This window comes from Laspinema sp. D2d (assembly GCF_025370755.1).
Classification (GTDB): Bacteria; Cyanobacteriota; Cyanobacteriia; order Cyanobacteriales; family Laspinemataceae; genus Laspinema.
In genome coordinates, this window is record NZ_JAMXFC010000032.1 from 39,936 (window position 1) to 54,921 (window position 14,986).

Sequence of the window (14,986 nt, forward strand, 5' to 3'; positions counted from 1 at the left end):
TTTAGGAGGATTTAGGTCATCCAAAGGCGGCGCAAGACGGAGACGGGAATGGCATAAAACGATCGCTCACTGTAGGCGTCTCCGTTGGGTCCTTGCCGTTTTTGTTCTAAGATAAAACTGAGCAACCCAATGACTTCTCCCCATTGGTTTAATAAGGGGGAACCACTAATTCCACCCTGGAGGGGAATGCTCACTTCTAAGACGCGATCGCTGCATATCGACTGCGGGCGAATCCGGTTGATTAATCCCACGTTACAGTAGAGATTGTCTTCAAATCTTCCCTCGTAAACAGCAGGAAATCCTAGAGTTAAAACTCGTTCCCCTACTTCCACCAATTCAGAAAAACCCAATCGCAAGGGGGTCCGGGAAACTGAGGTGGGTTTTAAGTGCAAAATAGCGACATCATCCGGTCCCCAATGGGGTAATTGGATGGAAGCAACTTGAAGCATTCCCTGTTGAGTCATTACCTGAATGGTGTGGGGTAAAACACATTCTCCCGTTGCTTCATTGAATACTACATGACGGTTGGTTGCTATACGATCGCCTCCGATGAAAAACCCACTCCCATTCCCCGTATATCCCGGGGAATTGACCTGAATCCAGGCTACAGAAGCCGCATAAATTTGTACAGAATGGTTGAGATTGGTAAAGTCTGGACTGTGAATTTTTAGGGGTTGCGCTTGTGCTTGAAGTAAAGCCTGGTAATCTTGCCGTTGTCGCGATCGCGCATAAATTTCTAGTCCCAATTCTACCTGATTGAGAGACAGGGGAAGCTCAATTTGCTGAAAATACTCTATCGCCTCAGCGTAGCGGTGCAGACTGAGAAAATATTGTGCCAATTCTTCTGCCTTGCCATCGGAATTGACGGTCAAATTTTCAATCGCACTCACCCATTTAAGATAGGTTCCCACCACTTCTGTTAATTCCGTTACCGCTTCCCGAATTCGCTGAAGTAAACTCGACCCTTCTTGGAACATCAGCTTAACGCGATCGCTGATTTGAATTCCTTTCCAATCTAAGGACTGATACCCCTGAATCCAACTTTGACAACTCCGTTTTAAGGTATCCCAGCGATCCTGTGCTAACCGTTCTTTCATCTCTAATTCAGGGTGATCGCGATACAGTTCTAACAACATTTGATTATCTGTTTCCGTTAACTGATATCGGTCCCGATAATTTTCATAAAACTGCAACCGTTCCCGTAATCGGATGGCTAAATCACCGAGTTCCATCTTGTCAACGGTCGCAAACTGTGTCATTATTTCTGCGGAAATTTTTTGTAAATGCCCCAATTGTTCTTGATAAGTTTTTGCTTCATAAAAGCGAGTTTGGAGGGAGGTTTGTTGAGCCGGAGTCAATAAATGAGAATCAGCAATGGTAATGCTACATTGATTTCCCGTCCCCAAATCCAACGCCGATACTTTCAAGAGACAATTGGTGTCAATGTCAAAACTGACCTCAATTTTTGGGACTCCCGCTTTGGCGGGGAAGATTCCTTCTAAGATAAATTGTCCGATTTTGAAATTTTCCTCGGGAATCGGCGATTCGCCTTGAAACACTTCAATTTTAACCCGGGTTTGATTATCTTCAATCGTGGTGTAATTATGAGTCTTGTGGGTGGGAATCGTCGTATGTTTAGGAATCAAAACATCAAATTTAAACTCAGTGGGAGATACAGAAGACTTAATCCCGAGACTGAACGGCACTACATCTAGTAAAACGGTTTCCTGAAGTGCTCCTAATAGAATCGCTGCTTGTAAAACTGCACCCCTGGCTACGGCAGTTAACGGATCTAAATCTGCATTCGGTTTTCGTCCAAAAACTTCACGAATGCACTGCCGTACCGCAGGCATAACGGCACCTCCACCAATCAACAGAATTCGATGGGGTTTATGAGTAATTTTCTGACAAGTTTTGCGAATCTGATTCAGCCAGGGGGCCGCCAGTTGTTCCAGTTCCTGGCGGGTGAGTTTTAAATCAAGGGTCGTACCTTTAATAAATTGGGGAAGCTGAATCGTCCAAGCCTTGCGGGTGGAAAGTTCGATTTTTAACTCTTCGCAAGCCTGACGAAGCCGGGTAGCAGCAAGGCGATCGCTGGCAATTTCATACCCCGTTTCCCGTTCAATTTTAGTCATAAAATGGCGGTACAAAATCTCGTCTAAATCCGCACTGCCTAGGGAATTATCCCCTTGAATTTCTAAGACTTCAAAAACTTTGTCTTCCACCTCAATGATAGAAATATCAAAGGTTCCCGCCCCCAAATCAGCAATTAACAGGGTTTCATTGTGAGGCACTCGATGATTCTGAGCCAAACAAGCGGCAGTGGGTTCATGAATGAGTCGTAAAACATTCATATCAGCCAGCATTCCCGCTGTTTTAGTGGCTTGTTTTTGCGCATCATTAAAGTAAGCGGGAACCGTAATCACTGCATTGCTTATAGGAATAGCGAGGGGATAACGATCCAGATAAGCGATTACCCATTCTTCCGGTGGGACAGTTCCCATTGCTTGCGCCGCCAAGTGAGAAACTTGTTGGACAATTTTTTGGCGGAGGCGATCGCGGGCTAATTGCCTCGCACAATTAATAATTCGGGCCGAAATTTCTTCGGGACGGTACACCACTCCCCCCGCCTTAAATTTCGTCTCTGTTCCCATTTTTCGCTTCGCCTGGGTGACAATGGCGCGGGGGGATTGACCCAGTAACTCAGGGATGGGAACCCCAACCAGTTCTCGCCCCATCTGGTCGATCGCAAACACGGAAGGAATTTGTTGTTTGCCCTGCCATTCCACAACTTCCACTTCGGCTGTGCGTTTATTATACAAACAAACCACACTGTTACTGGTGCCGAGATCCAACCCGATTGCATCAATGTAGTCCCCTAACACCGCTTCCGTGGCAGCTTGCACCCATCGCGGCGCTTGTTGTTCAAACTTGCGTCGATCCAAGGCTTCAATCTGCGGCAGTTCCCTCGCCACTAAAGTGAGCAAGCGATCGCTCACTAAGCCGCGATCGCCCAGTTCCTTGATGCGTCGAAATAACAGGGCTTTTTCTTCCGGCGATCGCTCGGGTTCGTAAGCATTTGCGGCATACAGTTCCGCCAGTTCCTCAATCCGTCCCGCTTTTGTGAGTAATTCAATGAAGCGCTCATCAAAAACGACCTGGCGATCTCCCACCTGTTGCCGTCGCAATACAGCCGCCCGTTCAAATTCTTTTGCCTGTTCATACATTGCGATCGCGCGATCGGTTTCCCCTAACTCTTCATACAGCAATCCCGCCATAAAAAAATCCCCCCCTTGTTCCAGTAATTGGGCTTTTTTCTGGGGGATACTCTCAGTTGTCTCACAATCCGCCGAATCCAGGGCGGATAAGGCTTGCCCGAAGGCTCCGGCTTTTTCAAAGAGCAAAGATGCGCTAAAATAATCTTGGGCTTGCTGCGCTTTGACTGCCGCCTCTTGATAATTTTCTGCCGCTTCTTCCAACCGACTCCACGCTTTGAGGAGTTCAGTCTCTCTCACTCCTTGAGCCTCAGTTAACTGGATTTCCAACCCAGCGCGAGCCGTTTTGAGGACTTTCCCCAATAAATGTTGAGTGCGATCGGCTTCGGACTGGACTTGGGAGCCTGCGGAATGCTTCCGCCATGATGTTTCCAAGGCTTTTAAGAGGCGCACTGCGGGCAAAAATTCGTCCTGATCCAAGTGCGATCGCACGGTTCTTTCCATGCTGTCTCGGACTTGTGCGATCCACTCAGGATTTAAGGTAGGACGGAGTTGCACTGCCTCGGGTAAGTTCCCGAGTTGGTAATGACAATCACTCGCCCGTTCCAAGTCTCCCGCTTTTTGAAAATGCTCCAACGCCGTTGTATAATCCCCTTCGTCCCAAAAACAGGAGGCGACTTTTTGATGTGCTTGGGCGATCGCCTCAGAGGATTGAATCCGTTCAGATAAGCTTAAAACCTGGAGTGCATTTTCTTTCCCTCCCATCTCCATGCGGTAAGCGATCGCACAACGATAATCTTTCACCGCTTCCGCTAAATTCGCCGCCTCTTCCCAGCGCTCAATCAACCCATAAACCGGATGGAGGCGAGGCAGTTCCCTCGGGGTTAATTGCAAGAAAAAGGCTTTCCAGGGTACATTTCCTTGAAAGGAATTAGAAACTAACAAGGGGTTCAGAATCGCTTCAAGCTCTCCGGAGTCCAAACGCCCTGCTTGCCGACGTTGTACCAACTTCCTCAGTAGTTCATTCTCTTCACCCATTCGGGCGATTTCCACACAAATAAACTGTTGAATTTCCTGACGAAATGACGCGTCTTGTACTCGTGCCGATAGCCGCCAAGCCGCATTTAATGCCTGCACCGTTACCGGGTCTCTTGTCAGCAAAAATTTTAGTGATCGCTTGGCGGAAAATGTCCCCGTTGGCAGTAATGTTCCCAGGCGGGGTTCAAATTCATGAATTACTTGAATTAGGTGAGAGCCATTCCCGCTAGTATAGCGATTCACTCTATCACATTTTGCTGCGCGGTCCAAAACTTGGGCATAGGTTTTCCAAATCTTTTCCCGATCTGAATAACTCGGATGTTCCAAAGCTAATAATTGCTCTAAACTTTTGCAACTCCGGCGTAATTGTGACGACGGATTGCCCCCGGCTTTGAGTCTCTCCAACAGATGGGAAAAAAATCTGAGCAGCTTGTTGAAAAATGGCCGCAACGGGTTGGGTGAATTTAATTTCATCTTAACTAAGCGGGATAAGTTGAGGTTAAGTCCAGATCAGCCGTCTTGAGGGTGATAAAAAATCCCTTATTCTATAAGAATAAGGGATTGAGTGAGGGGATGGGGAATTAAAGACCGTCACGGGTGAAATAAACAGCCAGAATAGGGACAGGATGAGTTAAACCGACGATCGCCGGTTAGAAAATAACCCCAGTAATGGACCTAGAACTGCCCCGACAATAAATCCGCCTGCGTGCGCCCAATAGGCAATCCCGCCACTTTCCATGCCGATATTGGTTTGTTGAGAGAGACCCGCTATGCCGTAAAAGGCTTGTTGGATAAACCAAAACCCGAGAAAGAATACGGCGGGGATGCGAAAGGTTGTGAGAAAAAATCCCAAGGGAACGAGGGTGAGAATTTTCGCTTGGGGATAACGCAGAATGTAAGCACCCATGACTCCGGCGATCGCACCCGATGCACCTAAAGAGGGAATGGTTGAATCCATTGAAAAAAACCATTGTGCTAAGACGGCGATCGCACCACAGGCTAAATAAAAGATGATGTATTTGATATGCCCTAAGCAGTCCTCAACGTTATTTCCAAAAATCCACAGAAATAACATATTACCGCCCAAATGTAACCAGCCTCCATGTAGGAACTGGGAACTAAACAAAGTCGCCAACTCAGGAACACTGCTGGGAGTCGGTTCTCCCGCAAAGCTGGCACTCAGTTGTTGGGGAACAACGGCCCAATCTTGCAAAAATGGATCGAGCTGTCCCTGTTGTTGTAAGGAAATTTCATAGAAAAAGACCAAAATATTAACGGCGATTAACCCATAAGTGACATAAGGGGTAATTTCCGCCGGTGTTTCATCATGTAAAGGAACCACAGAATTTATCGTGCTTTTTTCAAAAGGTTTGGGACCAAGATAACAAATCTCAGGCCGATCGCCCAATAACTAGGGGCAGAGATTGCTACAAAAAACCCCTCCGGCTACCAGAGGGGTTCGTCTGAAAGGGTGGAAATAGGCTAGGAATTGCCAATATCCCAAAGCCTGCACTTAACAGACTTTCAGGGCGATCGCCTCACCCAATAAGGATGAGTTAAGCACTCTACCAGCCTTTTTCAGCTTGTTCGAGAACGTAGGTGGCGACATCTTCGATTTGATCGTCACTCAGACGACCCCCAAAAGCGGGCATCGCATTCTTGCCATTCTTGACCTGAGTCTTGATTGCATCTAAAGAATTCATGCCATATTGATCGAGGGCATCTTTTTTCAGGGTTTTGTTAGCCATGATGACGTTATTGCCACCCATGTGACAAGCAGCACAGTTGGCGCTAAAGATTTTGGAACCATTGGCGGCATCTCCAGCGAAGGCGGGAGGTACGAAGGCAACAGTCAGGACGGCGATCGCCAGCAAAACGATGGATAATAGTCGCTTCAAAGCAGTTCTCCTCTATTTAACTCAGAATTGTCAGTCAAAAAGTATTTTATCCCGGTTCGTTAACATCCAACGCGATATGCCGAAACGATTCGGTGATGTTTTTCGTAAATTCCCCAACCGAGGCGATCGCCAGACCCCCTAACCCTAGCCCCCATTTCCTTAACAACCCCAATGAGCGCGATCGGGTAAAAACCTTTACAGTAGAGGCAAAGTCGGCAATTTAGCTCCCCTCCGACATCCTCTTGGAGGGACTCCACCGGGAGGACCTCAACCCCTCAGTATTGGGCATTCGTCCTTTACACTCAAGGGTTATGGGGAGATTTAACAAAAAGATGTAGCTGTCATGTTTGTGTCTTCTCTTAGACAGGCAATCAATCCCCAACCCATCACCACCACGGCGGATACCACTGTAGAAGCCGTAATCGCCCTAATGAGTCGGGCCAGAACCAGTGGTGTCCTTATCCTAGACCCTCAGCGAGGAAACGGGACTCAACAGGATCAGTTAATCGGGATTTTTACAGAACGGGATGTGGTCAGAATGATTGCAGCCTCTCAAGACATTAAAGGGGTGGCGATCGGCGAAGTCATGACCAAAAAAGTCCTCACCCTAACCGAATCCTTAACCGACGATCAAGATATCGTCACCGTCCTGACCCTATTTCGTCAACATCGCATTCGTCATCTTCCCGTATTTGATGCCAATGGAACCCTCCTCGGTATCCTCACCCAACAGGGGATCCGTACCGTCCTCAAACCCATTGATTTCATGCGTCTGCGGCGAGTTGATGAAGTGATGACCACTCGGGTGATTCATGCCCCAGTCTCCACCACAGTCCTCAATATTGCCAAACTGATGGCAATCTATAACGTGAGTTGCGTTGTGATCGCTCAAGTTCATCACCAGAGTTTAACGCCCCTCGATTCAACTTGGGGGGTTTGGTCCGCAGATAGCTGTCAAATCAAACCCGTCCGGCCAATGGGGATCATCACCGAACGGGATATGTTACAGTTTTGCAATCTTGAACTGGACCTAGAGCGGCTCAAAGCCTCCACGGTGATGAGTGCACCGTTATTTCCCATTGCACCGGATGCCTCCTTGTGGGAAGCCCATCAGCAGATGCAACGGCGGCGGGTTCATCGCTTAGTCGTGGTGGGGAATGAGGGGGAACTCGGGGGAATTATCACCCAAACCAGTTTGTTGCAAGCCTTAGACCCGATGGAAATGTATGCCGAGATTGAGGTCTTGCAGGAATTATTGCAACAATCGGAATCAGAACGAGAAGCCCTACTCAAGCAACTGATCGCTCGGAATAAATTACTGGAATCCCTGGCCCTCACCGATGAATTGACCGGGTTACCTAACCGCAGGGCGATGGAACAGGCCCTACCTCAGATGCTGCCCCATTCTGCGGCTCAGGAGAAGTCTGTTTATAGTGACTATATCTGCTTGTTTGCGATTGATGTGGATTTTTTTAAACGGGTGAATGATACTTATGGTCATCCCACCGGCGATGGCGTGCTTAAAGAAATTGCGGGGCGGTTGCAAAGACAGGCCCGAGCGAATAGTTGGTTTTATCGCTATGGGGGGGAGGAGTTTATTTGTCTCACCGTGGGGATTGGACCGGAAACCGCCTGGGAATATGGGGAAGACTTGCGAGAGGCGATCGCCCAGGAACCGTTCATCACCGCTGAGGGGGTCGAAATTCCCTTGACCATTAGCATTGGCGGGGCGATCGCCCCACTGTCGGGGATCACCGCTGAAGGGATCAAAATCGGACAAGACCCCCAGGCGTTATTGGCAGTTGCCGATCGCGCCTTATATCAAGCCAAACGAGAGGGCCGCAATCGGGTACAGTTCTGTCCCTATTCGGAAATTCACTGCTAATTCGACTCTAACCCTCTCGATGTCCGGTCTTGACTCTAACCTTTAAACTCTTCGGTTCCCCACCCTGGCGCTTTTTGAGCCGCCCGGAGAATAAAGGCGGCCATATTTTCCACCTGGTCCGTGGGTAGCCAAGTTTCCGGGACTTCTCGACACCAATAGATATCCTCGCTGCCGTCATAACTCATCGGCGATCGCATATAAGCAACCAACCCTTCGAGATTATTCCGGGGGGGTGTCGCGCCGCTGAGGTCCTCTAGGGACAGAGATACCGTCGGATAGGGCAAAGTCGCTCCACCCACATGACAGTTCAGGCAATGTTGTTTAAATAACTCTTTGCCTTCATGCAAGCCTTCTGGGGAAAATAAGCGGGTGTCTCCCTGCTCATTGATTTCAATGGGCACCGGCTCGGTGACTTGCAAATAGCGGCGTAAATAGAGGTCAATCGAGTCGGCTTGTGCCGGTAATGTGAAAGTCATAAAACCCAGGCAGGTAAAGACGATCGCCACCACTGAGCGGATTAAAATTTTTGGCAACATTAGCACTTGACTTGGGGTGCAGTTTAATCGCGAATTCTGGCCCTGGATTGCCACCAGTGATGAGTCGGGAATCCAGAGGGGGATAAGCACAGGAGGGGTTAGAAACTCTCACCCTGACTCCGGTGCCACGGACCACGGTTGGGTTCAAGGGTGAACCTAGAGCGTTTTGGGGTTTGGAGAAGCCCGTTGAGCCGATCGCCTCTCATAGGGGAGAGGGAGTCCCGATCGCTGACTTCCCCATCCCCAAAACGCCCGGTTGCACTTGAGTTGGTGCCGTTACAATATCCGTGAGGCCCGGTCGAGTCTGAATGCAGTCTGTAACCGATGGGGAGATTTAGCGGTAGGCTTTACCGCCACCCCATTGTATGCCTTGGATTTTAGGCTGAATGAGGATGTGTCCGGCGATCGCGAACAGATCGTCCTCGGTCAGATTTCTCATTTCTGCGAAAATATCCGCACTCTTAATGCTGGGGTGTAATTCGGAAATGTCCGTCTCCCCGTCATAGCTTGTCGGATTTTTCATGTAATCGATTAACCCTTCAATCGTATCTCGGCGCGGAGTAGCAAAGGCCAAATCTTCTTGGCTCAAACTCACGTTGAAGTCAGTTTTGGTCACCCCACCGGCATGGCATTTGGAGCAGGTATCGTTAAATACCCGTTTGCCTCGTTCAACTTGTTGCAGGCTCAAGACGACGGTTTGTCCACTCTCGTTTAGTGGTACGGTGCGGATCCCGCGATCGAGTTCCACTGCCGTCGCATTCCCGACAAATATTTGAAAGGTGAAGAATACAGTGGCTACAGCCAGCCAAATGCATCTTTTCAGCATGGTTTTCCTCAAAAAAAAGCGGATATGGTATTGAACGCTAAACACAGCTCAGGCTTTGATTAGCTCGGTTGCTAACAGGTTCGGAACTCTTCCTGTATCCATCGATCGCTTCCAAAATGCCCCATCCGCGCTCGGGTCACGAGTTGACGAGTTAGCGCGTTTGTGCATAATTTAGGCTTGATGTCAAGGATATTAGTTCGCGATCGCCCGGTAAAACACCGAACTAGCCCGGGGTCCCGTCATTTGCCGCTAATCTGGGTTCGAGATGCGATCGCACGGTTCAAGCTCGCTCAGGGACATTCCGATCCAGAATTCTCCTGGGGATCGTCGTGAATCTTACTCAAAATTGCTTTGGCATCCTCCAACGCCAGACGGGTTTGAGGACTTTTATAGGCAATCGAGAGCTCGTCGCACCACCGCAGGATCTCCTCAATCGGGAGATTATAGTCTTGAGCAATTTCCGAAATCGACAATTCGGCGAAACCCATAATTTTTGGCAGACAGGTCAACATTAAGCCATTTTCAATATCATTATCATGCCAGTAAGTGGCACTTTCTAAAAATTGCATTTTTGCTTCAAGGATGGAGGATGCACCAATCTCTGGAACACCCCCCACCTCAATGGGAATCTCTCGGGAATTTTTCAATTCTTCTTTCCCTCAATCTCCCTACAATCTCTGACCAATCCCCTACAAATTAGGTATTTCTTACCTTTGACTTTTGCTAAAGTTTATGCTTATCCCGCAAAGTAACACAACAGACTGGACTACCAAAGTTTGACGAGAGTCTCAACCCGACAACCCCGGTAAAGTCTTCAAAAAACCCGACAAGATTGATATAGATTTCTTCCAAAATCCTAAAAAGCCCCCCTTAATAAGGGGGGTTGGGGGGATCCATCCCAATGTTTGTAGGAGGCTTAATGATGTACGCGAGATCTAATCGATCGCCGTGGTACTCAAATGCATCGCATCCGGTAATGGAATCCGATGAGACAAAGGAGACTGAGGCTGATGCAAACAAATCAACTGAGCCAAAGTCTTCTTAATCTGAGTCCGAGGAACGATCGCATCCACAAACCCATGTTGCAGCAGGTCCTCCGCCGACTGAAAATCCTCCGGCAACTTCTCTCGCAGGGTTTGCTCAATCACCCGGCGTCCAGCAAACCCAATAGTAGCTTTAGGTTCAGCAATAATAATATCCCCCAACATCGCAAAGGATGCCGTCACGCCCCCAGTAGTGGGATGGGTCAAGATGGGAATATAGAGCAACTTGTTCTCTCGATGCCGTTCCAGGGCCCCAGAGATTTTCGCCATTTGCATCAGCGACAACATTCCTTCTTGCATCCGTGCCCCCCCAGAAGCACAGACAATAATCAGGGGTAACCGTTCTCGGGTGGCTCGTTCAATCAGGCGGGTGAGTTTTTCCCCCACCACGGACCCCATACTGCCCCCCATAAATTTGAATTCCATCACCCCCAGGGCCACGGGTAAACCATCTAGCTTGCCGAGTCCAGTTTTCACCGCATCTAAACAGCCGGTTTTGTCTTGATATTCCCGGAGGCGATCGCTGTAAGATTTGCGATCGCGGAACTTGAGGGCATCCACCGCTTGCAGATTCTCATCGAGGGGCATCCAAGTCGTGCCATCAATGAGTTGGTTAATCCGTTCTGATCCATCCACCCTCAGATGATGCCCGCATTCGAGACAAACCATCTGATTCGCTCTGAGGTCCTTGGTGTAGGTCAAAACCCCACATTCAGGACATTTCGTCCATAGCCCATCGGCTATCTCTCGCTCTTGCCGCTCTTGGCTCATGGGGCCTGACTTGCGGCGATTTGCAAACCAATCAAATAGAGACATGAAAACGCTTAATCCCTTCTGTTTGTTACCGATTCAACTTCCCGGCTTTTGATCTAAACAAGCCGATACCGAATCCGATCGCTGGCGATCTTCGGTGCGATCGCTTCCTCTGCTGACGTTTCTCCACAAGCTCTTTTGTTCAGAGTTCGCACCCAGGCTCCTCTTCTTCGGGAGGACTGAGTAATAACAACGCCGTCCACCGATCTTCTGGACGCACTTGCAAAGCCGTTGGACTCCCGGTTCCCAAATATGAAAGAATTCCTAAATCAATAATCCGAGTGGGAATCTCATGGGCCTCCAGCACCTGTTGCATGAATTCAGCTTCCCAGCGATGGCTGGTGGTTTTCACTGTGATCCAGGTCACAATAAACTGATCTTACCTAAGATTGTTTCCCGTTTCCTTCTGAGGTCAGGCCCCAGAACCCCAATTTTAACGCGATTTCGCTTTTTAATTTTCCTATAAATTGGTCGAACTGGCATGAGAATCTCCCTCCCCGGCTTATCAGTTGACTGAATCCGCTTCCACAAATTCAATTCTCAGCAAGCGGATGGAACCACAATGCCTACAATAGGATTGAAGAATCAGGCAATCATCAAACTCTGTTAGCAATCTTAGACCGAAACCCCCATGCCCAGAACACAACGCAACGATAACTTCATCGACAAAACCTTTACTGTGGTAGCGGACATCATTTTAAAGATCCTACCCACGAATCAACAAGCGAAGGAAGCCTTTGCTTACTACCGCGACGGAATGTCGGCACAAGCTGATGGGGAATATGCTGAAGCGTTAGAAAACTATAACGAAGCTCTCAGTCTGGAAGATGACCCCTACGATCGCAGTTATATTCTCTACAATATTGGCTTGATTCACACCAGCAATGGCGATCGGGACAAAGCCCTGGAATTTTATCATCAAGCCCTGGAACTCAATCCTCGGATGCCCCAAGCTCTTAATAATATCGCGGTGATTTTTCATTACCAAGGGGATCAAGCCAAGGATGCCGGAGACACGGAAGGAGCCGAGGAGTTATACGATCGCGCCGCAGACTACTGGAAACAAGCGATCCGTCAGGCTCCCAATAACTACATTGAGGCCCAAAATTGGCTCAAAACCACTGGACGTTCCACGATGGATGTGTTTTTCTAGTCTCTGGGTTCTCTTAGCCTAAACCTTTTGCGGCGATCTCTCCGGTTTGATGCAGTTTTTCTTTCAAACAAAGGGCGATCGCCTTCCACCCTGACCCTCACCCTCCCAATTTACCCATGATTGACCGAGAACAAATTCGCAAAGTCGCCCATTTAGCTCGTCTCGAACTCACCGAAGCCGAAGAGGAACAATTCACCACCCAAGTGGGCAGTATTTTAGAGTATTTCGAGCAGTTGAGTGAACTCGATACCGAGAATATCAAACCCACCACCCGGGCGATCGATGTCAGTAACGTCACCCGTCCCGATGAACTCCAACCCTTTACAGACCTTCAATCCATTATGGACGCCGCCCCTGATGTAGAAGGGGACTTTTTCAAAGTGCCTAAAATTTTGTAGGCAAATTCATCCCCTCTTCCTATGAAAAACCCCAATTTCTAATAGCCTGCTCACGCGGGCTATTTTCTTGGAAACGATGGGTGACACTCCACTAAATCTTTATACTTCATGAACCCATCGCACCCCTATAATTCATATCAAAACCTCAGAACCTCCACCCCATTTCAACCATGAGTACCTACCAATATTATGAATTCCAAGCCTTAGACCGTCCCTTGACTGAGAAAGAACAAGACTATATCCGTACCCTATCCAGTCGGGTTAAACTCAATCGAACACAAGCCATATTTGTTTACAGTTATAGTGACTTTCCTGGCAATGCCGAACAGGTTTTAGAAAAATATTTTGATATCATGCTTTATACGGCGAATTGGGGGAGTCGCCAACTGATGTTTCGCTTACCGAAATCTTTGATTAACCTGGCTGATTTAGAACCCTATCAAGTCCCCGAGGGGATTGAGATTTCTACAACTGAACAGTGGGTTCTGATCAATATCAACATTAACGATGAAGATTTGAATGGTTGGTGGATTGAGGGAGAAGGATGGCTCCCTAGAATGTTATCCTTGCGCGATGATTTATTACAAGGGGATTACCGAGTTTTGTACTTAGGGTGGTTAAAAGCTGCCCAACTCTGTTATGACTTTGACCCAGATACTTGCATAGAACCGCCTATCCCGGCCAACTTAAACAAGCTTTCCAAACCGTTACAAGCATTTGTAGAGTTTATTGAACTCGATCCAGATTTAATTGAGGCAGCAGCGAACTTGAGTCCCCAAGCTGAAACCAAATCAGACTCGATTAAAGAACTACAGAAAATAATTCATCAGCTTTCTGAAGAGGAACGCAACGACTTTTTAGCGCGCTTGTTACAAGGAGAACTGAATCTGAACCTAACACTGAGCCAGCGTTTACAATCTTTCTCCAAAAAGCCCACTCTTCAAACTTTGTCGAACTCACCAGGTCGTTCTTTATCTGAACTTCTCACCCTCGCGGTCCAATTAAACACACTCCGAAAACAGAAAGAAAAACAGGCTGCAAAACAGGAAAAAATTAAAAAGATTCAGGAACTAGCGCCTCGGGAATCGGAGATTTGGGAACAGGTCTTTCATGAAATTGGAACCAAGCACGTTAAAGCTTACGATCGCGCCATTGTTCATCTACTCAATTTACAGGATATCGCCGAATATCAAGGCAAATTGCCGGAGTTTAAAGCCCGAGTCCGCCAGATTCAGGAAGACTATAAAAACCTTCGCGGAGTGATGTCCCGATTGCGAGAGTTTAAACTCTGGCAAGATTAAATCGAAACCCAGTTTGAGGGGAGTTGAGAGTTTTTAAATACCAACTTCGGCGCTTACTGCAAGGGAAAAAACAGGTCAAGATAAGCAGATAAAAGGGTCTCTCCCCACAAGGCGGCGATCGCTGCACCGACAGCCAGAAAGGGTCCAAATGGCATGGGTTTACTGCGTTCCAGCCACCCCAAGGCGACTGCACCCCCGCCGATAAAGGCACCGGCAGCACAAGCAATAAAACCGCCTAAAAGCATCAATTTCCACCCTAGCCAAGCCCCCATCATGGCGGCGAGTTTGGCATCCCCGGCCCCCATTGCGGTTTTTCCAAAGGCGAGGGACCCGAGAAAGGAAATGCTATCCAACACCCAAATCCCAATCACTGCACCGATTATCCCGACCATTAATTGATGGGGAATTCCTTGGACATTAGAGGCGATCGCCCAACCTGTCCCCATCTGAAACCCTAATCCCACCACCAATCCCGACTGGGTAAGCTTGTTCGGCAGGGTCATGGTATCTAAATCAATAATTGAGAGGGCCAATAACCAGCTAAAAAAGACCCAATACCCGATCATTTGCATCGGGTTTTCCCAGGTGAACAATGCCACCACCATGAAGATGACGGCAGTTAAGGCTTCAATGATGGGATATCGGACCGAAATCGGACTTTTGCAGTGAGCGCAGCGACCCCGCAACCGTAACCACCCAAAGACTGGCACGTTCTCGGTTTTACCCAGTTTATGCAAGCAATGGGGACAGCGTGAAGGGGGCCACAGTAAGGATAAACCCGCAGGAATCCGGTACGCTACTACGTTGATAAAGCTGCCGATGGAAGCACCCAAGGTTAAGGCGACTGCAACCGCCGCGATCGCAACAATCACATCCATGA

At 48.3% G+C, this 14,986-nt stretch carries 14 protein-coding genes; 5 read left to right on the plus strand and 9 right to left on the minus strand.

Annotation, left to right across the window (positions count from 1 at the left end):
* Positions 1-11: 11 nt before the first annotated feature.
* The 3 genes from NG796_RS19425 to petJ form a co-directional block, all read right to left on the minus strand.
* Complete coding sequence (locus NG796_RS19425; protein WP_261208550.1) at positions 12-4,496, minus strand: Hsp70 family protein; 4,485 nt, start codon at positions 4,494-4,496, stop codon at positions 12-14.
* A gap of 388 nt (positions 4,497-4,884) precedes the next feature.
* Positions 4,885-5,595, minus strand: a complete 711-nt coding sequence (locus NG796_RS19430; protein WP_261208551.1) for a rhomboid family intramembrane serine protease — start codon at positions 5,593-5,595, stop codon at positions 4,885-4,887.
* Positions 5,596-5,818: 223 nt separating this feature from the next.
* Positions 5,819-6,151, minus strand: a complete 333-nt coding sequence (petJ, locus tag NG796_RS19435) for a cytochrome c6 PetJ (RefSeq protein ID WP_261208552.1) — start codon at positions 6,149-6,151, stop codon at positions 5,819-5,821.
* Positions 6,152-6,246: 95 nt separating this feature from the next.
* Between petJ and NG796_RS19440 the strand changes: the two genes are divergently transcribed.
* Positions 6,247-6,375 (plus strand): hypothetical protein, encoded by a 129-nt coding sequence (locus NG796_RS19440; protein WP_261208553.1) that lies wholly within the window; start codon positions 6,247-6,249, stop codon positions 6,373-6,375.
* Between the two features lie 119 nt (positions 6,376-6,494).
* A complete protein-coding gene (locus tag NG796_RS19445; RefSeq protein WP_261208554.1) occupies positions 6,495-8,036 on the plus strand; it encodes a diguanylate cyclase in 1,542 nt (513 codons plus the stop codon).
* 35 nt (positions 8,037-8,071) lie between these two features.
* On the opposite strand, the gene psbV2 is transcribed toward NG796_RS19445, so the two are convergent.
* The 5 genes from psbV2 to NG796_RS19470 form a co-directional block, all read right to left on the minus strand.
* A complete protein-coding gene (gene psbV2 / locus NG796_RS19450) occupies positions 8,072-8,572 on the minus strand; it encodes a photosystem II cytochrome PsbV2 (RefSeq protein ID WP_261208555.1) in 501 nt (166 codons plus the stop codon).
* Between the two features lie 334 nt (positions 8,573-8,906).
* Complete coding sequence (gene psbV / locus NG796_RS19455) at positions 8,907-9,398, minus strand: photosystem II cytochrome c-550 (protein ID WP_015149082.1); 492 nt, start codon at positions 9,396-9,398, stop codon at positions 8,907-8,909.
* A 290-nt stretch (positions 9,399-9,688) separates the two neighbouring features.
* Positions 9,689-10,045 carry a hypothetical protein gene (locus tag NG796_RS26495; RefSeq protein ID WP_317619332.1) on the minus strand — a complete coding sequence of 119 codons (357 nt, stop codon included), beginning with the start codon at positions 10,043-10,045 and terminating at the stop codon, positions 9,689-9,691.
* Between the two features lie 288 nt (positions 10,046-10,333).
* Entirely contained in the window at positions 10,334-11,257 is a 924-nt protein-coding gene (gene accD / locus NG796_RS19465; protein ID WP_261208556.1) for an acetyl-CoA carboxylase, carboxyltransferase subunit beta, read from the minus strand.
* A 139-nt stretch (positions 11,258-11,396) separates the two neighbouring features.
* Entirely contained in the window at positions 11,397-11,621 is a 225-nt protein-coding gene (locus tag NG796_RS19470) for a DUF2007 domain-containing protein (RefSeq protein WP_261208557.1), read from the minus strand.
* A gap of 264 nt (positions 11,622-11,885) precedes the next feature.
* On the opposite strand from NG796_RS19470, the gene NG796_RS19475 reads away from it, so the two are divergent.
* The 3 genes from NG796_RS19475 to NG796_RS19485 all read left to right on the plus strand — a co-directional run bounded on the left by NG796_RS19475 (position 11,886) and on the right by NG796_RS19485 (position 14,106).
* A complete protein-coding gene (locus NG796_RS19475) occupies positions 11,886-12,407 on the plus strand; it encodes a photosystem I assembly protein Ycf3 (protein ID WP_261208558.1) in 522 nt (173 codons plus the stop codon).
* A gap of 116 nt (positions 12,408-12,523) precedes the next feature.
* Positions 12,524-12,805 (plus strand): Asp-tRNA(Asn)/Glu-tRNA(Gln) amidotransferase subunit GatC, encoded by a 282-nt coding sequence (gene gatC, locus NG796_RS19480; protein WP_261208559.1) that lies wholly within the window; start codon positions 12,524-12,526, stop codon positions 12,803-12,805.
* A gap of 170 nt (positions 12,806-12,975) precedes the next feature.
* The gene (locus NG796_RS19485; RefSeq protein ID WP_261208560.1) at positions 12,976-14,106 is read left to right on the plus strand and encodes a hypothetical protein; all 1,131 of its coding nucleotides are present in this window, start codon (positions 12,976-12,978) and stop codon (positions 14,104-14,106) included.
* A gap of 53 nt (positions 14,107-14,159) precedes the next feature.
* Here the strand turns inward: NG796_RS19485 and NG796_RS19490 are convergent, their stop codons facing one another.
* Positions 14,160-14,984 carry a prepilin peptidase gene (locus tag NG796_RS19490; protein ID WP_261208562.1) on the minus strand — a complete coding sequence of 275 codons (825 nt, stop codon included), beginning with the start codon at positions 14,982-14,984 and terminating at the stop codon, positions 14,160-14,162.
* Between the last annotated feature and the right edge of the window lie 2 nt (positions 14,985-14,986).

Bases quoted from the DNA above. Each gene is read 5' to 3' on its own strand.
- psbV (WP_015149082.1), bottom strand. From the start codon at position 9,398: ATGCTGAAAAGATGCATTTGGCTGGCTGTAGCCACTGTATTCTTCACC.
- NG796_RS19485 (WP_261208560.1), top strand. From the start codon at position 12,976: ATGAGTACCTACCAATATTATGAATTCCAAGCCTTAGACCGTCCCTTG.
- NG796_RS19490 (WP_261208562.1), bottom strand. From the start codon at position 14,984: ATGGATGTGATTGTTGCGATCGCGGCGGTTGCAGTCGCCTTAACCTTG.
- accD (WP_261208556.1), bottom strand. From the start codon at position 11,257: ATGTCTCTATTTGATTGGTTTGCAAATCGCCGCAAGTCAGGCCCCATG.
- NG796_RS19445 (WP_261208554.1), top strand. From the start codon at position 6,495: ATGTTTGTGTCTTCTCTTAGACAGGCAATCAATCCCCAACCCATCACC.
- gatC (WP_261208559.1), top strand. From the start codon at position 12,524: ATGATTGACCGAGAACAAATTCGCAAAGTCGCCCATTTAGCTCGTCTC.
- psbV2 (WP_261208555.1), bottom strand. From the start codon at position 8,572: ATGTTGCCAAAAATTTTAATCCGCTCAGTGGTGGCGATCGTCTTTACC.
- NG796_RS19475 (WP_261208558.1), top strand. From the start codon at position 11,886: ATGCCCAGAACACAACGCAACGATAACTTCATCGACAAAACCTTTACT.
- NG796_RS19440 (WP_261208553.1), top strand. From the start codon at position 6,247: ATGTTTTTCGTAAATTCCCCAACCGAGGCGATCGCCAGACCCCCTAAC.